General features: G+C 71.4%; 24 protein-coding genes. 12 read left to right on the forward strand and 12 right to left on the reverse strand.

Annotated elements, in window-relative coordinates:
* Window positions 1–31: 31 nt before the first annotated feature.
* Window positions 32–1,744, reverse strand: coding sequence for a GAF domain-containing sensor histidine kinase (locus N801_RS12300; protein ID WP_084108862.1), 1,713 nt, complete (start codon window positions 1,742–1,744; stop codon window positions 32–34).
* A 207-nt stretch (window positions 1,745–1,951) separates the two neighbouring features.
* On the opposite strand from N801_RS12300, the gene N801_RS12305 reads away from it, so the two are divergent.
* Both N801_RS12305 and N801_RS12310 read left to right on the forward strand, forming a co-directional pair.
* On the forward strand, window positions 1,952–2,992 hold the full coding sequence (locus tag N801_RS12305) for a zinc-dependent alcohol dehydrogenase family protein (RefSeq protein ID WP_035938194.1): 1,041 nt from the start codon (window positions 1,952–1,954) through the stop codon (window positions 2,990–2,992).
* Window positions 2,989–3,309, forward strand: coding sequence for a hypothetical protein (locus tag N801_RS12310; protein ID WP_035938196.1), 321 nt, complete (start codon window positions 2,989–2,991; stop codon window positions 3,307–3,309). Before N801_RS12305 ends, N801_RS12310 begins: the two co-directional genes overlap by 4 nt.
* Window positions 3,310–3,318: 9 nt before the next feature.
* Here N801_RS12310 and N801_RS12315 read toward each other — a convergent pair whose 3' ends face one another.
* The 3 genes from N801_RS12315 to N801_RS12325 are packed head-to-tail and all read right to left on the reverse strand — an operon-like array spanning window position 3,319 to window position 7,418.
* Entirely contained in the window at window positions 3,319–3,954 is a 636-nt protein-coding gene (locus N801_RS12315; RefSeq protein ID WP_035938234.1) for a hypothetical protein, read from the reverse strand.
* Window positions 3,951–5,684 (reverse strand): SulP family inorganic anion transporter, encoded by a 1,734-nt coding sequence (locus N801_RS12320; RefSeq protein WP_052112940.1) that lies wholly within the window; start codon window positions 5,682–5,684, stop codon window positions 3,951–3,953. The genes N801_RS12315 and N801_RS12320 overlap by 4 nt, the downstream gene beginning before the upstream one ends.
* 27 nt (window positions 5,685–5,711) lie before the next feature.
* Window positions 5,712–7,418 (reverse strand): formate--tetrahydrofolate ligase, encoded by a 1,707-nt coding sequence (locus tag N801_RS12325; protein WP_035938197.1) that lies wholly within the window; start codon window positions 7,416–7,418, stop codon window positions 5,712–5,714.
* Window positions 7,419–7,624: 206 nt separating this feature from the next.
* Between N801_RS12325 and N801_RS12330 the strand changes: the two genes are divergently transcribed.
* The 4 genes from N801_RS12330 to N801_RS12345 all read left to right on the forward strand — a co-directional run bounded on the left by N801_RS12330 (window position 7,625) and on the right by N801_RS12345 (window position 10,821).
* Window positions 7,625–8,524, forward strand: a complete 900-nt coding sequence (locus tag N801_RS12330; RefSeq protein ID WP_035938198.1) for an SDR family oxidoreductase — start codon at window positions 7,625–7,627, stop codon at window positions 8,522–8,524.
* A gap of 142 nt (window positions 8,525–8,666) precedes the next feature.
* Window positions 8,667–9,944 carry a type III sulfide quinone reductase, selenoprotein subtype gene (sqr, locus tag N801_RS12335; RefSeq protein WP_052112942.1) on the forward strand — a complete coding sequence of 426 codons (1,278 nt, stop codon included), beginning with the start codon at window positions 8,667–8,669 and terminating at the stop codon, window positions 9,942–9,944.
* A gap of 5 nt (window positions 9,945–9,949) precedes the next feature.
* Window positions 9,950–10,264 carry a TusE/DsrC/DsvC family sulfur relay protein gene (locus N801_RS12340; RefSeq protein WP_035938199.1) on the forward strand — a complete coding sequence of 105 codons (315 nt, stop codon included), beginning with the start codon at window positions 9,950–9,952 and terminating at the stop codon, window positions 10,262–10,264.
* A 41-nt stretch (window positions 10,265–10,305) separates the two neighbouring features.
* Entirely contained in the window at window positions 10,306–10,821 is a 516-nt protein-coding gene (locus N801_RS12345; RefSeq protein WP_035938200.1) for a DsrE/DsrF/DrsH-like family protein, read from the forward strand.
* 20 nt (window positions 10,822–10,841) lie between these two features.
* Here the strand turns inward: N801_RS12345 and ppk2 are convergent, their stop codons facing one another.
* On the reverse strand, window positions 10,842–11,654 hold the full coding sequence (gene ppk2, locus N801_RS12350) for a polyphosphate kinase 2 (protein WP_035938203.1): 813 nt from the start codon (window positions 11,652–11,654) through the stop codon (window positions 10,842–10,844).
* 20 nt (window positions 11,655–11,674) lie between these two features.
* A complete protein-coding gene (locus tag N801_RS12355) occupies window positions 11,675–12,136 on the reverse strand; it encodes an SRPBCC family protein (RefSeq protein WP_035938205.1) in 462 nt (153 codons plus the stop codon).
* 183 nt (window positions 12,137–12,319) lie between these two features.
* Here N801_RS12355 and N801_RS12360 point away from each other — a divergent pair, with 183 nt between their 5' ends.
* The 4 genes from N801_RS12360 (at window position 12,320) to N801_RS12375 (ending at window position 19,319) form a co-directional block, all read left to right on the forward strand.
* Complete coding sequence (locus N801_RS12360; protein WP_211254729.1) at window positions 12,320–13,957, forward strand: M28 family metallopeptidase; 1,638 nt, start codon at window positions 12,320–12,322, stop codon at window positions 13,955–13,957.
* A 135-nt stretch (window positions 13,958–14,092) separates the two neighbouring features.
* Complete coding sequence (locus tag N801_RS12365) at window positions 14,093–14,452, forward strand: hypothetical protein (protein WP_035938208.1); 360 nt, start codon at window positions 14,093–14,095, stop codon at window positions 14,450–14,452.
* 5 nt (window positions 14,453–14,457) lie between these two features.
* Window positions 14,458–17,067 carry a PEP/pyruvate-binding domain-containing protein gene (locus N801_RS12370; protein ID WP_035938211.1) on the forward strand — a complete coding sequence of 870 codons (2,610 nt, stop codon included), beginning with the start codon at window positions 14,458–14,460 and terminating at the stop codon, window positions 17,065–17,067.
* Window positions 17,064–19,319: an alkaline phosphatase D family protein gene (locus tag N801_RS12375; RefSeq protein WP_035938213.1), complete on the forward strand. Its 2,256-nt coding sequence runs from the start codon at window positions 17,064–17,066 to the stop codon at window positions 19,317–19,319. The genes N801_RS12370 and N801_RS12375 overlap by 4 nt, the downstream gene beginning before the upstream one ends.
* A 75-nt stretch (window positions 19,320–19,394) precedes the next feature.
* Here the strand turns inward: N801_RS12375 and N801_RS12380 are convergent, their stop codons facing one another.
* Both N801_RS12380 and N801_RS19830 read right to left on the reverse strand, forming a co-directional pair.
* Complete coding sequence (locus tag N801_RS12380) at window positions 19,395–20,393, reverse strand: zinc-dependent alcohol dehydrogenase family protein (RefSeq protein ID WP_035938215.1); 999 nt, start codon at window positions 20,391–20,393, stop codon at window positions 19,395–19,397.
* Between the two features lie 152 nt (window positions 20,394–20,545).
* Window positions 20,546–20,962, reverse strand: a complete 417-nt coding sequence (locus N801_RS19830; protein WP_052112944.1) for an ANTAR domain-containing protein — start codon at window positions 20,960–20,962, stop codon at window positions 20,546–20,548.
* A gap of 468 nt (window positions 20,963–21,430) precedes the next feature.
* Between N801_RS19830 and N801_RS12390 the strand changes: the two genes are divergently transcribed.
* Both N801_RS12390 and N801_RS12395 read left to right on the forward strand, forming a co-directional pair.
* Window positions 21,431–21,757 (forward strand): hypothetical protein, encoded by a 327-nt coding sequence (locus N801_RS12390; RefSeq protein ID WP_035938216.1) that lies wholly within the window; start codon window positions 21,431–21,433, stop codon window positions 21,755–21,757.
* A gap of 96 nt (window positions 21,758–21,853) precedes the next feature.
* Entirely contained in the window at window positions 21,854–22,294 is a 441-nt protein-coding gene (locus N801_RS12395) for a hypothetical protein (RefSeq protein ID WP_035938217.1), read from the forward strand.
* 98 nt (window positions 22,295–22,392) lie between these two features.
* Here the strand turns inward: N801_RS12395 and N801_RS21895 are convergent, their stop codons facing one another.
* The 4 genes from N801_RS21895 to N801_RS12410 form a co-directional block, all read right to left on the reverse strand.
* Window positions 22,393–22,503: a PLDc N-terminal domain-containing protein gene (locus N801_RS21895; protein ID WP_156996746.1), complete on the reverse strand. Its 111-nt coding sequence runs from the start codon at window positions 22,501–22,503 to the stop codon at window positions 22,393–22,395.
* A gap of 395 nt (window positions 22,504–22,898) precedes the next feature.
* Entirely contained in the window at window positions 22,899–23,657 is a 759-nt protein-coding gene (locus N801_RS12400) for a F510_1955 family glycosylhydrolase (protein ID WP_245618427.1), read from the reverse strand.
* A 173-nt stretch (window positions 23,658–23,830) separates the two neighbouring features.
* The gene (locus tag N801_RS12405; RefSeq protein WP_035938219.1) at window positions 23,831–24,442 is read right to left on the reverse strand and encodes a DUF305 domain-containing protein; all 612 of its coding nucleotides are present in this window, start codon (window positions 24,440–24,442) and stop codon (window positions 23,831–23,833) included.
* Between the two features lie 206 nt (window positions 24,443–24,648).
* Window positions 24,649–24,848: SHOCT domain-containing protein (locus tag N801_RS12410; protein WP_035938221.1), on the reverse strand; the 200-nt coding region annotated here is incomplete at its 5' end.

Genomic DNA, 24,848 nt, shown 5'->3' on the forward strand with positions numbered 1-24,848 from the left:
CGACGAGCCTCACCCGGGCACCGGTGCACGACTAGGGAACTAGGTCCCGGGCCCCTCCACGCTCCAACGGGACGCACCACACGAGCGACGTCCCGGAGGGGACCTGGGCCTCCAGCGTGAACGTGCCGCCACGGTTCTGCGCCCGCCGCGCGAGGTTGGCCAGGCCCGAACGGACCGCGTCGGACGGCAGTCCGCGTCCGTCGTCGGCCACGACCACCCGCACGTCGTCACCCACCTCGACGGACACGTGGGCCGAGCTCGCGGAGGCGTGGCGCGCGACGTTGCTCAGGGCCTCGCGCACGACCGCCAGCAGGTCGGCGGAGACCGAGTCGGGGATGTCGGCCATGCGACCGGAGAGACGGAGCTCGGGCGCGAAGCCCAGGGTGACGGCGGCGTCGCCGCACACCGTCGCGATCTCGGCGCTGAGCGGCCTGGCCCCGGGGACCCGGTGCAGTGCGAAGATCGCGTGCCGAATGTCCTTGATGGCGGCGTCGAGCTCGTCCACCGCCGACTCGAGCTTGCGCCGGACGTGGGGTTCGCTCATCGGTGCGGCCGACTGGAGGGACATGCCGGTCGCGAACAGTCGCTGGATGACGTTGTCGTGCATGTCCCGGGCGATGCGTTCGCGGTCCTCGAACAGCTCCGAGCGCGCGCGCTCCGACCGTGCGCTGGCCGCCCCCAGCGAGACCGCCAGGCCCCGGCCGAAGTCGGCGAGGTGGGTGAGGTGACCCGACTGCTCACCCTCGGCCCAGTCGACCACGAGGATCCCGAGTGGCGTCCTGCCCAGCGCGAGGGGAACGTGGGCCCGGGTGGCCCGGGTGCCGCGTGCCACCAGTCGCGGCGGCTCGAGGAGCGCCGCACGCAGCTCGGCGTCCTGAACCGGCTCCCTCGCCGCCGGTAGGTCGCCGTCAGGGGCGGGGCCGTTCGTCGTCGCGGCCACGACGAGCTCGGACTCGTCACTCAGGGCGATGAGGCACGCGGACGCTCCGGTGAGGTCCTGGATCCCCACGACCACCTCGGCCAGGACCTCTCCCTGCGGGCGGCCGGCGAGAAGGGACTGGGTGGCGTTGCCGATGACCTCGCCCCACAGCTGCTGGATGCGCACGCCGTCGTAGAGGCGGGCGTTGTCGATGGCGACCCCGGCAGCGGCCGCCAGCGCCCCGAGGATCGCCTCGTCGTCCTCACTGAACTCGGGGCCCGTCCGCTTGTCGGTGAGGTAGAGGTTGCCGAACACCTGGTCGCGGATGCGCACCGGCGCCCCGAGGAAGCTCGTCATCGGTGGGTGGTGCGGTGGGAAGCCGTAGGAGTCCGGGTGCTCGCCGATGTTGCGCACGCGCTGGGGCTTCGGGCTCTCGATGATGAGTCCGAGGAGCCCGTGGCCACGCGGCAGCGGGCCGATCGCCTCCCGCTCGTCGTCGGTGAGTCCGTGGGTGACGAACTCGACCAGGTCCTCGCCACCCGGACCGAGCACCCCGAGCGCACCGTAGGTCGCGTCGACGAGCTCGCACGCGACGACGACGATGCGGTGGAGCACCTCGGCCAGGTCGAGGTTGGAGCTGACGGCGAGGACGGCGTCGAGCAGCGAGCTGAGACGCTCCTGGGACTCGCGCGCGGAGCTGGCCCGCCCTCTCAGCTCCTCGACGAGGTCGTCGAGGTCGAGGGACGACAAGGGCCAGCGGGGGGCCTCGGTCGGTACGTCTGCTGCCGCCCGGGCCGCAGGACCCCGCGGCGGTTCGGCTGCCATGTGGCGATCGTAGGCGCACGGCGGACCGCGGTGTCGCAGCTCCGCAGGATCGGCGATCCCCCACCGACCGCGCCGGGATGTCGGCCACCGCGGTCGGGACGGCGCCTCCCGCCGTCCCGGGACTTCGGACCCTGTCTCGCTCGGTCCAGCCAGCCGTCGAATGGACGTGGGTGACAACACGGTCACCCCGCGACGAAGGGAACGCTCATGAAGGCACTCGTCTACCACGGCCCCGGGCAGAAGGCGTGGGAGGAGGTACCGGACCCCACCGTGCAGGCCGACACGGACGCGATCGTGCGCGTGGACGCCGTGACCATCTGCGGCACCGACCTGCACATCCTCAAGGGTGACGTCCCGGCGGTCACGGACGGCCGGACTCTCGGCCATGAGGCGGTCGGCACGGTCACCGAGGTCGGCGCAGGCGTCAAGAACGTCGCCGTCGGCGACCGCGTCCTGGTCTCGTGCATCACCGCGTGCGGCTCGTGCCGGTTCTGCCGTGAGGGCAGCTACGGCCAGTGCCTCGGCGGTGGCGGCTGGATCCTCGGCCACCTCGTCGACGGCACCCAGGCCGAGTACGTCCGGGTCCCGTTCGCCGACACCTCGACCTTCAAGATCCCCGACGGGGTGAGCGACGAGGAGGTGCTCATGCTGGCGGACATCGGACCCACGGGCTACGAGGTCGGGGTGCTCAACGGCCGGGTCTCCCCCGGTGACACCGTCGTCGTCGTGGGCGCCGGTCCGATCGGTCTGTCGGTGATCATGGGTGCCCAGCTCTTCAGCCCGGCCCACATCGTCGCCGTCGACCTCGCCGACTCGCGGCTCGAGGCGGCCAAGCAGTTCGGTGCCGACGTGACGGTCAACCCGTCGCGCGACGACGCGGGCGAGGTCGTGCGAGCGCTCACCGACGGGCTCGGCGCCGACGTCGCCGTCGAGGCGGTCGGCATCCCCGAGTCGTTCGAGCAGTGCACCGCACTCGTGCGGCCGGGAGGCACCGTCGCCAACGTCGGCGTCCACGGCGCACCCGCCACGCTCCACCTCGAGGACCTCTGGATCAAGAACGTGACGATCACGACGGGCCTGGTGGACACGTACTCCACGCCCACCCTGCTCAAGCTCGTGGCGCGCCACCAGATCGACCTGGGCCGCTTCGTCACCCACCGGTTCCCAATGTCGAGCTTCCTCGAGGCCTACGACGTCTTCTCCGCGGCCTCGGAGACCCGGGCCCTCAAGGTGGTCCTCACTCGATGAGGCGCACCACACGGTGGGCGGGTCTCGCGCTCGCCCTCCTCGTGCTGCTGGCGGCGTGCGCCGCCGGCGGCAACGAGGGCGCCGGCACGGCGAGCGGCCAGCCGGGCTTCTGGCTGGGGCTGTGGCACGGCGTCATCAGTCCGATCACCTTCCTCGTCTCCCTGTTCCGTGACGACGTCGGGATCTACGAGGTCGCCAACTCCGGTGGCTGGTACGACTTCGGGTTCCTCTTCGGCGCCTCCATCGCCTTCGGCGGGTCCGCGCGGTCCGGCGGGGCCGCCCGCCGCCGAGGCGCGTCCCGCGGTCGCGGGCAGTGACGGCTCCGGTCAGCCGAGCCGCGCGCCGGGACGCGGCACGACGGCTCGGTCGACGAGGCGCTGAGCCGCGCGCCCGGTGAGGACGGCCACCGTGGTGGCCATGCCCAGGGCGGCGACGAGGCCGACGAGCACGGCCAGCGCCACGCCCTGCCCGGGTCGCCACAGCGGTGTCGCGACGAGCATGAAGACGGCGAGGCCGACCAACCAGGCACCGGCCGTCGTGAGGATCCAGGTCCAGCCGCGGGTCACGTGCCGTCGCAGCTCGAGCCACTGCGCTGTCCCCAGCGAGCCGAGCAGGACGATGCCCCCGACGACGGCCGCCGCCACGAGCAGGGCGGTCGGCGCGTCCGTCCCGGCCCATCCCGTCGAGGACGGCAGCATGCCCACCAGGTAGGCGAGCGACGCCGCGCCGGCAGTCAGCAGCGCGAACCTCCGGACGTCCAGTCCGGGGAGAGCAGACGAGAGGACGTGCGCCTGCGCGGCACCGAGCAGCAGGCCCTCCACCGCTCCCGCCGAGACGAGGGCGGGCAGGGCGACCCGCGTCGGCGAGCCCGCGGTGAGCACGCCGACGACGGCTGGCGCGCCGAAGCCCGCCATCTCCCCGGCGATGGTCCAGGCGACCCAGCGGCGCACGAGCGGGCTCATCGTGGGCTTCCGGCGCCGGCGGGCGGCTCCGGATGCGCGGCCGACCACGCGGCATACCCGTCGACGGCGAACGGCAGCGTCATGAAGACCCGCTCCCTCCCCACTCTCGCGACAAGGCCGGTCCGCTCGAGCTCCTCGCGCAGGTCCTGCTTGACCCGGGCCAGGGCGAGAACCACTCCTCGCCGCTCCAGCTCGACCCGGAGCATCTCGAGCGCGTCGGCGGCGGTGATGTCCACGGTGACGTTCGCCTCCATGTTGAGCAGCAGCCACCGCGCCGGTGTCGGAGCCCGGTCGACCGCGTCGATCGCCCGGGTCACGAAGTCGTCGGCGTTGGCGAAGAACAGCGGCGAGTCGTAGCGGTAGACGACGAGCCCGGGCACCGTCGTCGCGGTCGGGTAGTCGTCGATGTCGTGCATGCCCGCCACCCCGGGGACGTGGCCGAGGATCCCGTCGTGGGGTCTGGTCACCCGGTGGAGGAGGTCGAGCAGGGACAGGACGATGGCGACGAGGACTCCGGGCAGGATGCCGACGACGAGGACGGCAGCCGTCGTGCCCACGGCGAGCGCGCCCTCGGTGCGCCGGAACGCGAAGATGCGGCGGAAGAGGGGGACGTCCACGAGCCGGATCCCCGCGTACACCACGAGCGCTCCCAAAGCTGCGGACGGGAAGGCCGCCAGCACCGGGTTGAGGACGAGCACGGCGACGACGACGCTCGCCAGCGCCACGAGGGCGTTGAGCTGGGTTCGGCCACCGGCCGAGTCCACGATCGCCGTGCGGCTCCCGCTGCTGCTCACCGGGAACCCCTGCGTCGCCGCCACGGCGAGGTTGACGGTGCCGAGTGCCAGGAGCTCCTGCTTGGCGTCGAGGGTCGAGTCGTGGCGCTCACCGAACGCTCGCCCGGTGAGCACGTTGTCGGTGAAGGCGACGACGGCGATGCCGAGCGCCGCAGGGAGCAGCGTGCGCACGTCGGCGAGGGAGAGCTCGGGCACGCTCAGCGACGGGAGCCCCCGAGGAACGGGTCCGACCACGTCGATCCCCCGTGAGCCGAGGTCGAGCACGGCGACGGCGCCGGCGGAGAGCACGACCGCGAGCAGCGGACCCGGCGCCCGGGGCCACAGGCGGTTCGTCAGGAGGAGCAGCGCGAGCACGATGGCGGCGAGGACCACCGTCGGCCCGTGGACGTCGCCCAGCTGACGCAGCACCGAACCCACCTCCTCCGCCGCGGTGTCGCCCGTCACCTCGAGGCCCGTCACGGTGTCGAGCTGGCTCACGACCATGAGCGCGGCCACGCCCGCCATGTAGCCGGCCAGCACGGGCCTCGAGAGCAGCTCCGCGAGGAAGCCGAGGCGCAACGCCCAGGCGATGAGGCAGATCACCCCGACCATTCCGGCGAGGGCTGCCGCCAGCGCGGCGTGTCGCTCGGGGCTGCCCGCGGCGACGCTCCCGAGCGCGACCGCGGTCATGAGCGCAGTGGTCGACTCGGGTCCGACGGACAGCTGCCTGGAGGAGCCGAGGAGGGTGTAGAGGACCATCGACACGCACGCCGCCCAGAGACCCACGACGGCAGGCAGACCGGCCACGCCGGCATACGCCATCACCTGGGGGACGAGGTATGCCGCGACTGTCACGCCCGCGAGCACGTCCCCGCGCAGCCAGGTCCGGTCGTAGCTCCTCAGCGTCGCCAGGCCGGGCGCGGTCGACCCGGCACGCCGGCCGTCACGTCCCGCCACCGCTCCCTCCCGTCGCTCGGTCGCGGCTCAGAAGAGCCCGACGACCTGGCCGTCGGCGTCGAGGTCGATGGACGCCGCCGCGGGGTGCTTCGGGAGTCCCGGCATCGTGCGCATCTCGCCGCTGATGGCGTAGACGTAGCCGGCGCCGGCCGCGACCCGGACCTCACGCACCGGCATCCGCCACCCGCGCGGGTCCCCCCGGAGGGAGGGGTCGGACGAGATCGACAGGTGCGTCTTGGCGATGACGACGGGGAAGGCTCCGTACCCGAGGACCTCGAAGCGCGCGAGGTCCTTCGCGGCCGCGTCGGAGAAGTCGACGCCGTCGGCGCCGTAGACCCGGGTCGCGACGGCCTCGATCTTGTCCCGCAGCGGCTCGTCGAGCTCGTAGGTGTGGCGCAGCTGGTGGGGGTCGTCGCAGGCCTCTGCGACGACCGCCGCGAGGTCGGTCGCGCCCTTGCCGCCGTCGAGGACGTGCGTCGACACCGCGACGCGCGCGCCCTCCGACTCGGCCAGGTCCGTGATGACGGCCAGCTCGGAGTCGTGGTCGGTGGGGAACGCGTTGACCGCCACGACCGGGGACACCCCGAAGGACCGGACGATCTCGATGTGCCGACGCAGGTTGGCCGCACCGGCCCGGACCGCGTCGGGGTCCTCGAGCAGCATCTCGGGGGGAAGGGGGCGGCCGGCGACGACCCGGAACCGGCCCGAGTGCGCCTTGAGCGAGCGCACCGTCGCGACGAGCACCGCCGCGTCCGGCAGGAGCCCCGAGACCCGGCACTTGAGGTTGAAGAACCGCTCCGCGCCCATGTCCGACCCGAACCCGGCCTCGGTGAGGAGGTAGTCCCCGGTGTGGATCCCGATGCGGTCGGCGATGACGGACGAGTTCCCGGTGGCGATGTTGCCGAACGGCCCCGTGTGGATGAGGACCGGGGTGTTCTCGGTCGTCTGCAGGAGGTTCGGCATGAGCGCGTCCTTGAGGATGACCGCCATCGCACCGGCGGCGTGGAGGTCCTCCGCGGTGACGGGATGCCCGGTCGTCGTGAACCCCACGACGATGCGCCCGAGCCGGCCGCGCAGGTCGGTGAGCGAGGTGGACAGCGCGAGCACGGCCATCACCTCACTGGCAGCGGTGATGTCGAAACCGGACTGCCGGGGCACCCCGTCGATCCGGGCGCCGAGCCCCTCGACGATGCCGCGCAGCGCCCGGTCGTTGACGTCGAGCACCCGGCGCCACGAGATGCTCCTCGTGTCGACGTCGAGCTCGTTGCCGTGGTGCAGGTGGTTGTCCAGCATGGCCGACAGGAGGTTGTGGGCGGCCGTCACCGCGTGGAAGTCGCCGGTGAGGTGGAGGTTGAGCGTCTCCATCGGGAGGACCTGGCTGAAGCCCGCTCCGGCCGCACCACCCTTGATCCCGAACGTCGGGCCCATCGACGGCTGGCGCAGGGCGAGGGTGGCCCGGTGGCCGAGCTGGCTGAGCCCTTGGGCGAGGCCGACCGCCGTCGTCGTCTTGCCCTCGCCGAGCGGCGTCGGCGTGATCGCGGTGATGACGACGTAGCGCGCCCGCGGCTTCCCGGCGAGGTCCTGCTCGGCGGCCAGGTCGATCTTGGCGACGTGCCGGCCGTAGGGCTGCAGCCGGTCCAGCGGGATCCCGGCGGACTCGGCCACGGTGGTGATGGGTTCGAGGTGGGCGGCACGGGCGATGGCGAGGTCCGAGGGCGGTGCGGTCGTGGTCATGCAGCCACCGTCCTCCTTCTCGTCCGGGTTGTCTCGGGCCAAAGGGCCCGGGTCTCCCCACGGCACGATCCGGGGGTCCCGGCTCTGCGGAAGACCTTCCCGTCGATGCGACACCGGGTCTACCGTGGTCTGCATGTGGCCCCGACGGCACACCCTCGACGGCCGGCTCAGCGCGTGAACGCACTCGCGAGGAGTCGGGATCGCCGATGATCCTCGTCGTGGGCGCCACCGGTGACCTGGGCCATCGCATCGCGGACCGTCTCCGCTCCGACGGACAGCCCGTCCGCTGCCTGGTCCGTGCCGGTTCCGACGCCTCCACCCTTCGGGCGTCGGGCGCCGAGATCGTCACGGGAGACCTCACCGATCGCGCGTCCCTGCAGGCGGCCTGCCGCGGGGTCGACACGGTCGTCGCCAGTGCCACGGCCATCGGCCGCCGGCTGGAAGGCGCCAAGGGACCCACCATCCGCGAGGTGGACGAGGTGGGCATGCGGCATCTCGTCGACGCGGCGGAGGACGCGAACGTCCGACGTTTCGTCTACGTCTCGTATGCCGGCCTCGACGACTCCCTCGGTACGCCCCTCGAGCGAGCCAAGCGGGCCACCGAGGCCAGGCTTCACACCTCCTGGATGCAACGCGTGGTCGTGCGACCCGATGCCTTCCAGGAGGTGCACCTGGCACCCCTGGGTCGGTTCGACGTGGCCGCGGGCAAGGTCGCCACCTTCGGCAAGGGCGACACGAAGAGGAGATGGGTCGCCACCGACGACGTCGCGGCCCTCATCGCCGCCGTGGTGACGGAGCCCCACCCGCCGCAGCTCATCGAGTTCGGCGGGCCCGAGGCCCTGAGCCGCAACGATGCCGTCGCCCTCGCCGAACAGGCGTCCGGCAGGTCGATGAAGGTCAGACGGGCCCCCATCGGGGTGGCACGTCTCCTCATGAAGGTGCTCGCCCGCCGCAACGACGCGATGGCGAGCATCCTCGGCACCGGGGTGATGATGGACCGCAGCGAGGTCAGGTGGGACGACGGGCCGCTGCGCGAACGCGGCATCACGCCGCGCCCGGCCAGCGACTGGATCACCGAGCAGGCGGCACACTCCGGACCGGCCTGAACCGGGGGCGGCGTCGAACGCCAGGCGCGCCATGCACCCACCCCACCACCGCTGCACCCACATCTCGGGACCAAGTGCCCTGCGCCGTCCCCGCCCCGGCTCCTAACGTCGTCCGTGGAGGAAGACCCAAGGAGCGAGACACGTGAGACGACTGCTGGTACTCGGTGGAGGCACTGCCGGGACGATGATCGTGAACAAGCTGCGGCGGCGGCTGCCGGCCTCGGAGTGGGAGATCACGGTGGTCGACCGTGACGACGACCACCGCTACCAGCCCGGCTACCTGTTCCTGCCGTTCGGCACCTACTCCCCGGACCAGGTCGTGAGGAAGCGGCACGCGTTCATCCCCGACGGGGTCGAGCTCGTCTTCGGCGAGATCGACCGTGTGGACGCCGACTCGGCCTCGGTCCACCTCGAGGACGGGCGCACGCTCCCCTACGACTACCTCGTCATCGCCACCGGGACGACGCCGCGACCGGACCAGACCCCCGGGATGCTCGGGGAGCAGTGGCGCCGGAGCGTGTTCGACTTCTACTCCTTCGAGGGAGCCTCGGCGCTCGCCGCCGCGCTGCCGGCCTTCGACCACGGGCGCCTCGTCGTCCACATCACCGAGATGCCCATCAAGTGCCCCGTCGCCCCCCTGGAGTTCGCCTTCCTCGCGGACTCGTGGCTGCGGGACCGCGGCATCCGCGACCGGGTCGAGCTCGTCTACGTGACACCCCTCTCGGGGGCGTTCACCCAGCCGATCGCCTCCCAGCACCTGGGCGACATGCTCGAGGAGCGCAAGATCCTCGTCGAGTCCGACTTCATGGTCGAGAGGGTCGACAACGAACGCAAGGCGCTCGTCTCCTACGACGAGCGTGAGGTGCCCTTCGACCTGCTCGTGACGATCCCGCTCAACATGGGTGCCGACTTCGTCGCGCGATCGGGCCTGGGTGACGAGCTGAACTACGTCCCCGTCGACAAGCACACGCTCCAGTCGACGGCGCACGCCAACGTGTTCGCCGTCGGCGACGCATCCGACATCCCGGCGTCCAAGGCCGGGTCGGTGGCGCACTTCTCGGTCGAGATCTTCGTCGACAACTTCCTCGAGCTCATCGACGGCAAGCCGATGACCGGGGCCTTCGACGGACACGCCAACTGCTTCGTCGAGTCCGGTGACGGCAAGGGGCTGCTCATCGACTTCAACTACGACACCCAGCCCCTCACCGGCCGGTACCCCCTGCCGGTCGTCGGGCCGATGGGCCTGCTCAAGGAGACCCGAGCCAACCACCTCGGCAAGCTGGCGTTCCGCTGGATCTACTGGAACGTCCTCCTGCCGGGACGCCCGCTCCCCCTCCCTGCCCTGATGTCCATGGCCGGCAAGGTCGTCCCCGCAGACGACGCCGGGGGCCCCCGATCCGCCCCGCCAGAAGAGGAGTGAGCACGATGCCCGTCACGACCATCGACAACCGCCAGGTGCACGTCAACGAGGAGGGCTTCCTCACCGATCCCGCCGAGTGGGACGAGGCGATGGGCAAGGCACTGGCGAGCCAGATCGGGATCGACCTCGGCGACGAGCACTGGAAGGCGATCCGCTTCCTCCGCGAGGACTTCGCCGCCCGCGGGGAGACGCCCACGCTGCGACGCGTGACGGTCGCGGGCGGCATACCGACGAAGCAGCTGTTCCAGCTCTTCCCGCAGAAGCCGGCCAAGAAGATGGCCTACGTCGCCGGTCTCCCCAAGCCGCACGGATGCGTCTGAGCGCTCCGGCTCCCACGACCCACGTACAGGAAGGTTTCGTCATGACCACCACCGACAGTGCGCCGGCCATCGTCCCGAGCTTCGACACCCCGTCGAGCGAGGGTCGCAAGCTGGCGATCATCTGCTCCAAGGGCAGCCTCGACATGGCCTACCCGGGCCTCATCCTCGCCAACGCGGCCCTGGGTGAGGGGGTGGAGACGCACATGTTCTTCACCTTCTGGGGCTTCGACATGATCAACAAGAAGACGATGGGCGACCTCAAGTTCACCCCGCTGGGCAACACCGCCACTCACATGCCGCAGGGGCTGGGCGGGATTCCCGGGATCACCCACATGGCCACGTCCAAGCTCAAGAAGTCGATCGCCGACCTCGACGTCCCCGAGGTCCCCGAGTTCCTCGAACAGATCGTCGCCTCCGGAGGTCACCTCTGGGCCTGCCGGATGTCGGCGGACATGAACCACCTGACCGAGGAGGACCTCTACGACGAGGTCGAGGCCATCATCAGCGCCAGCGACTTCATCGAGAAGACCGAAGGCGCCCAGCTGCTCTTCATCTGAGCCGGCCGGCTCCGTCGGCCTCAGCCCAGGCTGGCGCTGTGGTCCGGGACGTAGGTCGTGTGCTCGCGCGGCGGACGCTGGTAGCCCTGTGGGGGTGGGCGATCCGGGAGCGCGAGCGCCGGCAGCGGCACGTCGACGTACGGGATCGTGGACAGCAGGTGGGCGATCATGTTGAGCCGAGCCCGCTTCTTGGAGTCCGACTCGACGACGTACCAGGGCGCCTCGGGGATGTCGGTGTGCACCATCATCTCGTCCTTGGCGCGGGAGTAGTCCTCCCACCGCGTGATCGACTCGAGGTCCATCGGGGAGAGCTTCCACTGCCGCATCGGGTCGTTGAGCCGAGAAGCGAAGCGGCGCTGCTGCTCGGAGTCGCTCACGGAGAACCAGTACTTGCGCAGCATGATCCCGTCCTCCACGAGCAGGCGCTCGAAGATCGGGCACTGGTGCAGGAACCGCCGGTGCTCGTGGGGCGTGCAAAAGCCCATGACCCACTCGACCCCGGCGCGGTTGTACCAGGAGCGGTCGAAGAGGGTGATCTCTCCCCCGGCAGGAAGGTGCTCGACGTAGCGCTGGAAGTACCACTGGCTCCGCTCCCGCTCGGTCGGCGTCGGCAGGGCCACGATGCGGGTGTTGCGCGGGCTGAGGTACTCGGTGATCCGCTTGACCGTGCCGCCCTTCCCCGCAGCGTCACGCCCCTCGAAGACCACCACGACGCGCTGGTTCTCGGCCTTGACCCACTCCTGCGCCCTGACCAGCTCGGCCTGGAGCCGGATGAGCTCTGCCTCGTAGACGCGGTTGGGTATCGACGCCCGCGGATGTTCGTCCTGTCCCATGGAGCGATCGTAGGCGCACGTCAGTCGGTGACGAGCTCCTCGATCCGCGCCAGCGTCCGTTCCATGTTGCGCTTCGTCGACCCGGCCATCCGCCGGACGGCGGGACGCCCCGGCCAGGCCTCGGTGCTGATGTCCCACGTCTCCCTGACGAGAGTGCCGCCGTCGACCGGCTCGAGCTCGTAGCGCCACGTCCGGCCGGTGAACAGGTGGTTGAGCGGGAAGGGCGCCAGGGTGCGCCACGCGATCCGCCGGTCCTCGTCCAGCTCCACGACCTCGTTGCGCGTCGAGTAGCTCGCCCCCAGCTTCATGTCCATCCCGAACGTGTCGCCGAGCCGGAGCCGACGCCCGCCCGAACGTGCCCGCTGGACGGTCCCGGACCCGTCGATGTCGAGGTGGCGTGCGGGGTCCACCAGCAGGTCGAAGATCTTGTCGGCAGGGGCGGCGATGAGGCGCTCGACGCTCACTCGGTCACGGTCGGTCATGTCCACAGGGTAGGCGTGGACCCGGCGTGGACCGTCGGCGCACCGGATCCACGCGGAACCGGCACTCCGAGGGGGTCGGCCTGTGGGCCACGTCACATCGGACTATGGCGTGCTGGCCCGTGGCACCCCTAGCGTCGGTCAGCAGAGTCCAGCCACGGCTCACCCACAACGAAGTGGATGGTCATGACCGAACCTCGTCCGGCACGGAAGAACACGCTGCGGCTCACGGCGATCGCCGCCGTCGCAGCGCTCACGACGGCACTGACACCCCAGTCCGGCACGGCGGCACCCGCTGCGTCGTGCGACAACCGAAGCAACAACACCTACCAGAAGCTCCTCGAGTGCGTGACCCTCGACGGTGTGCGCGCCCACCAGGAGGCCTTCCAGAAGATCGCCGACAACAGCACCGACCCGGTCTATCCCGGCACGCGGGCAGCCGGAACGGACGGCTACGCCGACAGCGTCGACTACGTCGCCGGCCTGCTGCGCGACGCGGGCTACGAGGTCACGCTCGACCCGGTCGACATCACCTTCAACTTCCCGGCAGTCCTGCGTCAGCTCACCCCGGCGCCAGAGGCGGAGTACCCGACGGGCGTCTTCACCGGCAGCGGCTCGGGTGAGGTGCAGGGCAACGTCATCCCGGTGGACGTCGACCTCACACCTGAGGGTGGGTCGACGAGCGGGTGCGAGGCCGCCGACTTCGCCGGACTCGACTTCAGCGGCGACAACGACATCGCGCTCATCCAGCGCGGCACGTGCTTCTTCGGGACCAAGGCGTACTACGCCGAGCAGGCGGGCGCCGAGGCCGTCATCATCATGAACGAGGGCAACACCCCGGAGCGGTCGGGCCTGATCGTGGCTGACGGCACCAGCGTGGACGAGCCCATCCCGGGCGCCCCGGGTCCGGTCACCCACGGGATCCCCGTCGTGGGGGCGAGCTTCGCCGACGGTGCCCTGCTCGCGAGGGCCGGCTCCACGGCATACGTCCAGGTGCTGCCGGCGGAGACGCGCACCGACTACAACGTCATCGCGGAGCTGCCGGGCAAGAACACGGACAACGTCGTGATGGCCGGCGCCCACCTCGACAGCGTCGTCGAGGGCCCCGGCATCAACGACAACGGCTCGGGATCCGCGGCGCTGCTCGAGACGGCACTGATGATGGCGAACCTCAACCCGGAGAACACCTTGCGCTTCGCCTGGTGGGCAGGCGAGGAACAGGGCCTCGTCGGTTCGGCGGACTACGTCGCCGGGCTGTCCGAGGCGGAGCGGGACCGCATCGCCCTCTACATGAACTACGACATGGTCGGCTCCCCCAACTACATCTTCATGGTGTACGACGCCGACGAGTCGACGTTCGAGGCCCCCGTTCCCGTGCCGGCCGGTTCCGAGGCGATCGAGGACGTCTACGAGGCGTACTACACGAAGATCGGTGAACCGTACGAGGACACCGAGTTCTCGGGTCGCAGCGACTACGAGGCCTTCATCCTCGCCGGCATCCCGTCCAGCGGGCTCTTCACCGGCGCCGAGGAGATCAAGACCCCGGAGCAGGAAAGGATCTGGGGCGGCGAGGCCGGGGAGCAGTTCGACCCCTGCTACCACGAGGCCTGCGACACCCTCGGGAACGTCGACCTGCACGCCCTGGAGGTCAACAGCGACCTCATCGCGTTCGCGATGCTGACGTTCGCGTACTCCACCGACTCGGTGAACGGCGTGGACGGCAAGAAGGTCCCCGGCCCGGCGTTCACCCTGCCGGAGCCGGCAGGACCGGAGGGCACCTTCGCCGGCGAGGACGGCGGCCTGGCGCACGGCGCGACCGGCTAGGCGCGCGCCACGCTGACGGATGGGGACGGTCCTGACGGGTCGTCCCCATCCGTCGGCCACCGTGAGCCGGAGCGCGCCGTGCCACAGGACCTTCGGCCCTGACCTGCGGCCGCGCGGAGATGACACCGTCGTCACATGTCCACCCGCGTGGAACGTGTCCTGCTCCTGACGATCGCCGGGGTCGCGGCCGTCGGCCTGGTGGACGCGGCCCTGGTGCGCGAGCCCGACCTCGTCGTCCTGTTCGCGGGGGTCGTCGTCCTCTGCTTCGTGTGGTTCCTGCTCGTCCCACCGTCTCGGCGCCGGCTGACGACCAGGGCCGACCTGTTCGCCTGGCTGCAGGCCCGGTCCGACCTCACCGGCGAACCCGTGGGACGCATCGCGGACCGCGCCCTCGCGACCTACCGCCGCCAGCTCGAGGGTGTGGGGACGCAGCCACAGTCGGGCTCCACGGGCGTCGACGCACCGACGGTGCCCTCGGCAGCGCGTGAGGGATGAGTGGTGTGACGCGGCCCCTCGTCCTGCCCCTCGGAGGCGGCGGACTCCCACCGGGCCTGGTCGGGGGCAAGGGCGCCTGGCTCGACCGCGTGATCGCGGAGGGCTTCCCCGTCCCGCCGTGCGCTGTCCTGACGACGGAGTGCTACGACGCCGTCGCGCGCCAGGAGCCCATCGCGGACCTGCTCGGTCGGCGGCAGGTCCGCTCCTCCTCGCCGGACCGGTCCGCCACCGAGGAGCGACTGCTGGACGACGCCTTCCTCGCCGCCCCCCTGCCGGCCCACGTGACGGACGCGATCCGCGACGCCGTGGCCCTCGTCACCGCTGGCGGGGCGACGCGGCTCGCGGTCCGGTCGTCCGCCACGGCGGAGGACATGGGGACCATGTCGTTCGCGGGGCAGTACCGCTCCTACCTCGACGTCGGCACCGAACGCGAGCTGATCAGGGCCGTACGCCTGGTGTGGGCCTCGCTGTGGCAGCCCGCCCCCACGGCATACCGACGGTTCCAGGGGGTCGACGAGGCCGGGCTGGCCATGGCCGTCGTGCTCATGCCGATGGTTCCAGCCGAGTGCGCGGGCGTCGCCTTCTCGCTCGACCCGGAGGTGCCCGACTCCGTTCGGGTCGAGGCCGTGGCCGGCCTCGGCGAGGGACTGGTCTCCGGGAGCGTCACGCCGCAGGTGACGCGCATCCCCCGACTCGAGGCCTGCGGACCCCGCCACGCCGACGACACGCTCGAGGTGCAGGTGGCCAGGCTCACGCTTCGGGTGGAGGCGGCTCTGGGCCAACCCCAGGACATCGAATGGGCCTGGGACGGAAGCATGCTCACCCTGCTGCAGGCCCGACCGATCGCCATCGTGACCAGGCGGCGGGACGACGGCTTCGACACGCCGACGCCGGACGGTGCGCGGTGGACGACGGCGGGAATCGCCGAGACGCTGCCCGGGGTGCTGCCACCCCTGCGGTGGGCGACCGCCGGTTTCATCCTCGAGGAGGCCTTCCGGCGACTCTTCGACGAGCTCGAGGTCCTGCCCGAGCTCCCGCCGCCGGCGACGATCATCGGTCGGTTCAGGGCGCGCGCGGCCCTCAGCCTCGACGTCCTCGAGCAGATGGCGACCGCCATCCCGGGGGGCAGGCCCGAGGACGTGGAGCGTCAGTACTTCGGTCTCGCGACCGGGGACCGGCCCGTCACGGTCAGCACCCCCGCGAACGAGTCCCGGTGGCGCACGGCACGCCACGACCTCGCCATGCTCAGCCTGCGGCGCCGGTCCAGCCGCGAGGCGGAGATCGTCATGGCCGCCACGTCGCCGGTGGTCAGGGCCGACACGTCGGGCACCGCCACGCTCGAGGCGGTGCTGCGCCTCCGCCACCGGCTGCTCGACCTCGCCGGGAGAGCGATGGCGGCGGAGGTGGCGGTGGCCGCGTCGGCGACCGCGTCCTACCGTCACCTGGAGTCCTGGCTGCTCCGCCGATTCGACCAGCCCGAGGCGGAACGGTGGGCCCAGCGGCTCACCGCCCACCGCGGATCCGCCGAGTGGTGGCGGCCGTCGGCCGCCGAGGTCGCTGCACTGTCGCGGGATGACCTGCTCCCCCACGACGCCGTGGGCTGGGACGTCGCGCGCGAGAGGCTGCTCGCCACTCCGAGGGGCGCGGCGCTGCACGACGCCCTGCTCGAGGCGGCCCGGTGCGCCGGGTCGATGGCCGTGTTCGGGGGGCCGTGCTGGGACGAGGACCTGGACCACATGTGGGACCTCGTGTGGACGGCGTCCCAGGTCGGAGCCCAGCACCCGACGGGCGACGCGGCCCGGCGCAGGGAGATCCTGTGGGACGAGTTCACCCGCGTCCTGAGTGCGGTGCCCTCGGGCCCGTCCCCTCCCGGCCAGCTGGTCGACCGGCGGCTCCTCACCGCCCGACGGCTCGTCGACGTCGCGGTCGAGCTGCTCGACCGGCGTGAGTCGACGAAGACGGCGACCCTGGCCCTCGGGGGGCAGCTCCGACGGGTGCACCTCGAGCTGGGTCGGCGCCTGACGGTGGACGACCGCCTCGACCGACCCGAGGACGTCGAGCTCCTCGACGAGGGCGAGCTGCACGCGGCCCTGGCTGGCCGCTGCCCCAGTCGTGCCGAGCTCGGACGTCGCCGTCGGTGGCTCGAGCAGTGCGCCGCCGAGGAGCCGCTGCCGGAGCGCTTCCGGGGGCGACCGACGGCGCAACGGGTGGTGCGGCCGACGGGAACCGAGCTCCACGGCTGGGCGGCGGGAGCCGGCGTGTTCACCGGGGTCGCACGCGTGGTCCGGGAGCCCACGGACGAGCTCCACGAGGGCGAGGTCCTCGTGGCCACGTCCACGGACGCCTCATGGTCCCCACTGTTCATGCGCGCGGGCGCCATCGCCGTCGAACGGGGGGGACCCCTCTCCCACGCGGCCATCGTGGCGCGCGAGCTGGGCATCCCGGCGGTGCTCAACGTCCCCGGTCTCGTCGCGTCCTTCGACGACGACGGTGCCGCCGTCGTGACCGTCGACGGCGACCGTGGCCTGGTCGCCATCCTCGACGCTGATGCCGGTGGGGGCCCTGACGAGGCGCGGGTGGCAGGACGCAGGCTCGACAGGACGTCCGCACCATGACGCCGGCCCCCGAGGCAGCGGTGATCGTTCCGGCGATCCTCGGAGTCGGCCTGGTCTTCTCCGCCGGGGCGGTGGTGCACGACACCTTCTCCCGGGTCCACGGGCAACGATGGCTCGAGCGGATCGCAGCGCTGAACGGCCGCGCCACCGGCGTGACCGCCCTGCAGGGCATGGAGGGCGCGGCCCAGGACCGCGGGGGCCTGCGACGCAGACGGACGTATGCCGTGTGGGGCGCGTCCGCCCTGGGTCTGGCGATCTACGTCGCCATCGGTGCGGTCGGGAACTTCGTGGGGCTCACCCCGTGGTCGGAGGGAGTCGCCTGGGTGCTCGCGCTTCTCCTGGCCTGCTCCGCGGGCTTCGGCGTGGTGGGTGTGGCGTCACTGGCGGTCGCCGTGCGGTTCCGGAGACCACCACCGTGGGCCCGTCGCGTGGTCGGTCTCACCCCGATGACCACCGTCCCCCGGTCCCCTTCCCCGGGGCCCCGCCTGAGGGTCAGGCCCGCTGGCGTTCGCCTGCTGGGGCCTCACCCGGTCGGCGACCGTGTGGTGGCCGTGGCTCGCTTCGTGGCGACCGTCTGGGGCCTGTGCGCCACGTCGCTGTTCGGCTTCCTCGCGACGCGGGGTCTGATCCCGCAGGCGGACACGGGGCTGACGGTCGAGGCCGACCTCGTGGTGCCGGTGCAGGTGGGCCTGCTCGTGGCGTTCGGCCTCGGCACGCTCGTGGCGCGCCGAGCCGAGATGGTCGGCGCCACCGTCATGGCCGTCGCCGGCGCAGGACTCGCGATCCTCGCCGGCATCCAGTACCCACCGGCGGTGGGTGTGGGCGTGGGCATCGTCTTCTTCGTCCCCGCCTTCCTGCGGTGGCTCGCGTGGCAACGAGACCGCGAAGCCGTCCACATCCGTCGGCTCCTCGTCGTCACCGTCCTTCTCGTGGGCGGGGTCTGGTTCGGCGCGGACCGGGTGTACGCGCGCTACTTCGGGCCCGCCCACCCGGAGACGACGGCCTCCGCCCTGCCTTCCTCGGCGGTCGAGTGGGTCTGGGCCGGGGGGACCAGCCCGCACCAGACGACCGTCGTCGCGAAGCTCCGGTCAGCCCATGGACGGGTTCGGGTTGCCCTGGCTGAGGCATCCGACCTCGGCGATGCGCGGTTCTCCGCTCCGGAGAGCGTGGACCCGGGCGACCGGTCCATCGTCCGCGCGACGTTCGAGGGGCTGCGTCCCGACACCACGTACCACTACGCGGTTGAGGCCGACGGACGGCTCGACCTCGTGCGGCGCGGGCAGCTCCGGACGTTCCCCGACGGAGCCGGCAGCTTCGGCGTGGCCTTCAGCAGCTGCGCCGTCACGGGTTCCAACGGGGCGGTGTTCGACGCGATCCGGGACCAGCGGCCCCTTGCCTACCTCGCGATCGGCGACATCCACTACGCCAACATCGTCGAGAACGACCGGTCCCTTTTCCGGAAGGCCCTGGACCGGACGCTCGCCAGCACGGCCCAGAGCGCCCTGTACCGCTCGACCTCCGTCGGGTACGTCTGGGACGACCACGACTATGCCGGCAACGACGCGAACGAGACCGCGCGTACCCGACCCGCCGCCCAGGCGGTCTACCGGGAGTACGTGCCCCACTACCCCCTGACCGGTGACGCCGACGGGGGCCCGGTCTTCCAGGCCTTCTCCATCGGCCGAGTGCGATTCCTCCTCACCGACACCCGCTCGACACGGACGCCGCAGGCCGCGGCCGACGACGCGTCGAAGTTCCTGCTCGGCAGGGAGCAGGAACGGTGGCTCGTCGACGAGCTCGCACGGGCCCGGGACCGCGACGGCATTGTCGTGTGGGTCAACCCGAACCCCTGGGTGGCCGGGGCCAGCCAGGGCGCGGACGACTGGGGCGGCTACACCACCCAGCGTTCGCGGCTCGCCGACGTCGTCGCCTCGTACGGGCTCACCGACCGTCTCGTCATGCTGGGCGGCGACGCACACATGCTCGCGCTCGACGACGGAACCCACAGCCAGTACTCCACGATGGTCACGAAGGGCTTTCCCGTCCTGCACGCCGGGCCGTTGGACCGACCACCGAGCCCCAAGGGCGGGCCCTACACCGACGGACCCTTCCTCGAGGCAGGCCAGTTCGGGATGCTGCGGGTGCGAGACGACGGTGGCGAGACGATCACCGTCGGACTCTCGGGCCACACCTGGAACCACCGGACGCTCGTCGACCGGTCGTTCACCCTGCGTGCCCAGGCCTCGCCGTGAGGAGCTTCACTCTGGCACGGCCGGGCCCACCCACCACGGCGTCGGTCTCCACCTCGGCTCGCCCTCGGCTCAGCCTCAGCCGACGGACAGCACGGCCACGCCGGTGACGTCCCCGGCTGCCAGGTCCGTCAGTGCCCGGTCCGCGGCCTCGAACGGATAGGTCGTGACGTCCGCGCGAACCGACAGGGCGGCTGCCAGGCGGAACAGCTCATCGCCGTCGGCACGGGTGTTCGCCGTGACCGACGTGAGCCGCTTCTCGTGGAACAGGTGCCTCTGGTAGTCGAGTCGTGGAACATCGCTCAGGTGGATGCCCGCGAGAACCACCGTGCCACCTCGCTCCACCGCCTCGAGCGCGTGCGGTACGAGCTCCCCCGCCGGCGCGAAGATGATCGCCGAGTCGAGCGGGACCGGAGGGGGTGCGTCGGCGCCGCCGGCCGAGGCAGCGCCCAGGGACAGGGCCAGGCGCCGTGCGCCGGACCCGCGGGTCATCACGTGCACCTCAGCGCTCTGCGCGAGGGCGACCTGAGCGGTGAGGTGCGCGCTCGCCCCGAACCCGTAGATGCCCAACCGACCACCCGGGGGCAGCTCCGACCTCACGAGGGAGCGGTAGCCGATGATGCCTGCGCAGAGCAGGGGGGCCGCCTGCTCGCTCGGGAGAGCGTCCGGGACGCGGTAGGCGAACGCAGCGGGGACGGTGACCAGCTCGGCATACCCACCGTCCGCGTCCCAGCCCGTGAAGGTCGCCTCGGGGCACAGGTTCTCCGCGCCGCGCCGGCACCAACGACATCGGCCGCAGGTACTCCTCAACCAGGCGACCCCCACGCGGTCGCCCGGCGAGAACCGCGAGACATCCGCCCCGGCGTCGACCACCGTCCCCACCGCCTCGTGGCCGGGGACGACCGCAGGTCGGTGCACCGGCAGGTCCCCGTCGGCGACGTGGAGGTCGGTCCGACACACGCCGCACACCTCGACCCGGACGAGGAGCTCACCGATGCCGGGTGTCGGGGTCCCCCGTCGGGTGAGCCGAATCCGGTCGACACGACCCGCCCCACCCGTGGTCTCCCATGCGCGCACCGCCCCTCACCGACCCTGTCTGCCCGGCGTCCTGCCGGCGCCCCCGGCGCTCGTCGTGCTCATGGTCCGAGCCAACCCGACCCCCGGGGTGAAGGCAACGGCCCAAGGTCCCCCTGTCTAGCAGCTCGAGGGGACGTGCGCCGGGGCGCGGGTCACAGCTCCGGGAGGGGGCTCACGTCCCCCGTGCGGACGACTTCCTCGGCCACGAGGCGCAGCTTGACGTTGGTGTTCTGGCTGGCCCTGCCCAGAGTCCGGAAGGCGACGTCCTCGCTCACCCTGCGGTTGGCCATGACGATGCCGACAGCCGACCCGATGAGGCGTGCCGACCGCAGTGCCTGCTCCAGGTTCGCCGCGTGCTTGCGGCTCAGCGAGCCCTCCGCCTGCAGCTCGGCGATGAGCTCCTCGTGGATGTCGACCCGTTCCTCGAGCCGGTCCACCCGGGCGTTCTGTGCCCCTGCCCGCTCGTCGCTGGCCGAGGCGCGGACCTCGGCCTCGTCCGCGCGCTCACGGAGGGTGTCGAGATCGGGCTCGTGCGCCTCGTCCTCGATGCGGGGCTGTTTGGCGACCATGAGTTCAGTATGCGTCCGCCGCACCGTTGCCGGCAGCCAACGTCATGATCAGGAGTGACGTCATCACTCGACGGTCGCGGCGTGAATGGCCGAAGCGCCCCCCGGGCACTGACCGCCCTGAGGGCGGGTCTGGCTGGGAGGCGCTCCGTCATGCCTGGGGCTGGCCTGCCTCTGCCCGACTGTTTCACGCACGGTGACCCCGGCCCACCGGATGAGGATCCACCCTCGACGCCTTCCGCGCAACCGGTGGGCGATCCGGCCGTCGCCGAGCCTCGCGAACCCGACCCGACCTGAGCCCGCCGGTGGTTAACGCCCCGCCTGACCTGCGGGTTCGCGGGTTCGGGTTCCGTGCGCTCACCGTGCCGGGATTCGGGCTGCTTCCCCTTGTCAGGCCAGGTGACCCGCCGCCATCATCGAAGGGAGCACGCTGCGTGCTCGGTGTCGGACGAGGGACCGAGGTGGAGGGCCATGACTGAGGCGACCGGACTGCGTGTGGATGAGCTGAAGCCCCACCTGAAGGCGATTCTCGACGAGGTCAGACGCGCGGGGCCGGGGGCGTCACGAGACGCACGCGACCTGATCGACGCGGAGTTCCTCGAGGCCCGCCGGGCCGAGTACGGCGGGGACACGGCGTCCAGCAGCTCCGACTCCGTGGCGATGTCGTGCGCCGGCCTGTACACGCTGTCGGCGGTTGCCCTGCAGATCTACCACGACACCGATGACGTGCACTACCTGCTGGACGCCGCGGACTACTACCTTGCCGCGAAGGCTCAGGGGTGCAACGGCCACGACTGACCAAGAGCCCTGCCGCCCGAGGCGGACGGATGGCGACACGTCCTCACCGGTGCGGGTCATCGGTGATGGACGCGGATCCGCGGCTACGGTTCGCGGATGAGCAACCTGAGCGCTGTCGGCGACCGAGACTCGTGGCGATGCTGGCTGTGCGACGAGCCGGTGGACCCCCACGCCTCGGTCAACTCGGATCGCGGTCCCAGTGTCGACGGCGGCGGCGCGAAGCCCAAGAAGGCCGCGACAGTCACGGAACGGCTCGCGCATCGTGCCTGCAACACCCGCAAGGGTGCGGTGCGGCCGGTCGTGCCGTGGTCACCGCAGCTCTTCGTCGTCGACCCCGCCCCGATCGTGGCGACCGTCGAGCGCCTCCGACGCAAGGGCGGGCGCGAGGTGGTGGCGCGCTGTCCGAGCCGCACGGACGCCGACGAGGGCGCCGCGTGGCTGCTCGACCGGTTGTCGCGTTTCGCCCCCGATCTGGCCGTCACGACGCAGGTCGAGTCGGCCGGTGGGCAGTTCCTCCTGGTGCTGCGCAGCGTGTGAGGCCTCCGGCATCCTGCCGCCCCGGCTCTGGTCTGATGCATGGTGGACGAGCGGGTGGGTCGTCCTGAGGGACACGGGCGGTCTCGCTGAGGCGTCGTTCAGTGGGTTCGACGGCGCCCGAACACGAAGTAGGCGCAGGGCCCGGTGACGTTCACGAACGTCACACAGCCCCAGAGCCAGCGATCCGGTCGGGCGAGTGCGCTCTCCATTCCTCACCACTGGCATCGGTGGGCGTCAGGGCCACGCACGGTCGGGACGCCACGAAGGCACGCAGCGCCTCCTCACTCCGAAGGTCACCCCATCCGAGCACCCAGCTCATGAACCGAAGCCTGAGCGGGTGGCGTTCACGGAACTGCTCACCGACGGCCACGGCTTCGTCCTCTGTCAGGAACCGGTGCGCAGGGGTGAAGCGGTCACGACCGATGTCGACCCGGGCCCCAGGTCGTGCACGCAGGTTCCGCACCCAGTCCACACCCGGGTGTCACTGCACGACAGGGTCGATGGTCCCGTGCGCGATCGACCCTGGGCAGCGCACTGGCGGCGCACGTGATGCCGCTCCAGTGCTCGCTGTTCGTGCGCCGGCGGGATCGGAGTACGGGAATGTTCAGCCAGAGATGGGAGTGAACCTCGTCCCGTCCCGGGAGCTCAGGACCTCGGTGCCGGTGACGACGAGGATCTCGAGTCCCGCCGTCGTCATGCTGGCGCTCATCGCCTGCGGCGGCGCGACCCTGGCACCCGTCAACCGCCAGGTCTGGGCGCCGTCGGTGCTGATCGCCACGGCCCCATCGGAGGTGACACCCGCAGCCGTCTGGTCGTCACCCCAGCTGACCTGCAGCAGCGGTGGGGCGCCCGCCACCGGCGTCCAGGTGACTCCTTGGTCCTTCGAGAGCAGGAGTCCGTCCCGGGTCGTCGCGAGAACGGACTCGCCCGCAGGGTTGGAAGCGAGCGTCCGCGGCTCCCCCGAGATCGACGCGGTCGACCACGTCCGGCGGTCGGTCGTGCGCCGGAGCTGTCCGTCGAACGCCAGGAGGGTGCCGCCAGCCGGCGTGAGCGTGTGGAAGTCCGACTGCCCGCCACGGGAGAGCACCGTCCACGTGGTACCACTGTCGGTGCTCTCGATCAGCCCCATCGGCTGCGGCAGCTCTCGGACGGTGTTCGGGTGGCCGGAGGCGTAGTAGTGACCCGGCCCCGCAACCGCGAACCCCATGAGGTCGATGCTCGGGCCGACCTTCGTCGGGCCGCTGGGGCCGAAGCGGTACAGGCCCTCGTGAGTTGCCAGGAGCAGCGTCCCGTCACCGGGATCCCGGCCCACACCGTGGACGTGTGCGGCCGGTAGTGCTGCACCCTTCACACCAGCCGACACGCTGGGGTCGTTCGCGACGCCCGGGACCACCGCGGCAGGAGCGTCCGCCCCGCCCGCATCGGACGCGCACCCGCCCAGCAGAGCGGCAGCGGCCGCCACGGCAACGATCGCGAGAACTCCTCGACGCGGGGGCCGTGTCGTGCGAGGCACTCTGCCATCGAGACCCATGGCCGTCATGACGTCCCGCTGATCAGGGAGGTCATGGTGGCGATCTCCTGCTTCTGGCCAGCAACGATGGCCTGGGCCAGCTCCTTGACCTCCGGGTTGCCGGTCGTCGTGAGAACGTCCTGCGCCATGACGACCGCGCCCTCGTGGTGCTCGACCATCATCGTGAGCCACATCTCGTTGAACGTCGGGCCACTGGCAGCGGAGAGGTCCTTCATGTCTCCGTCGGCCATCATGCCGGCGCCGCCGTCGTGCCCCCCATGACCTTCCTCCGCCGTCATGGGGGCCCTCCACTCCTGGAGCCACGTCGTCATGGTCTCGATCTCCGGACCCTGCGCCGCCTTGATCTGCTGTGCCAGTTCCGTCACCGCTGGGGAAGCCCCGTTCTGCAGAGCCCGGTCTGCCATCTCGACGGCCTGTTGGTGGTGCGGGATCATCATCTGCGCGAACATGACGTCGCCCTTCCGGCCTGCCTCAGGTGTCTCGGACGTGCTCGATGTCGTTGAGCCCGTCCCACCGGCCGCGCCGGACCCGGCTTGGTCCGTTCCGCAGGCGCTGAGGGTCAGGACGGCCGCGATGCCGAGTCCGGCAAGGGTGGGGTACCGCTGGGTGACGTGCACGAGAGCTTGCTCCTTGGTCGCGTTGGTCGATCATCGTGGTGCGCACCCGAGGAAAGGGACTCGTGGGCGCACCGGTGTCCACCATGCGGTGCGACGAGGGGCCTCTTGGCCTGGATTCCCTGAAGGTTCGATGAAGATCCTGGTCCGAGCACCTGAGCACGACGTCCGCGGTCTCGGAGGGTGTGGGTTCATCAGGCCGGGTGGCGTCAGTGCGCCGAGCGGAGCGCCACCTGGCGGGCGTGGTACTCGTCGGTGTCGATCTCGCCGCGGGCGAACCGCTGGTCGAGGATGCGGTGGGCGTCGTCGTCGTCCCTCCGGACCTGGTTCGAATCGCCGCGTACACCCCTGAAGAGGGCCACGAGAGCGACCACCACCAACGCCCAGAAGGCGATGGCCGTCAGGCTCA

Source organism: Knoellia aerolata DSM 18566 (genome assembly GCF_000768695.1).
In the GTDB taxonomy this organism is placed as follows: domain Bacteria; phylum Actinomycetota; class Actinomycetes; order Actinomycetales; family Dermatophilaceae; genus Knoellia; species Knoellia aerolata.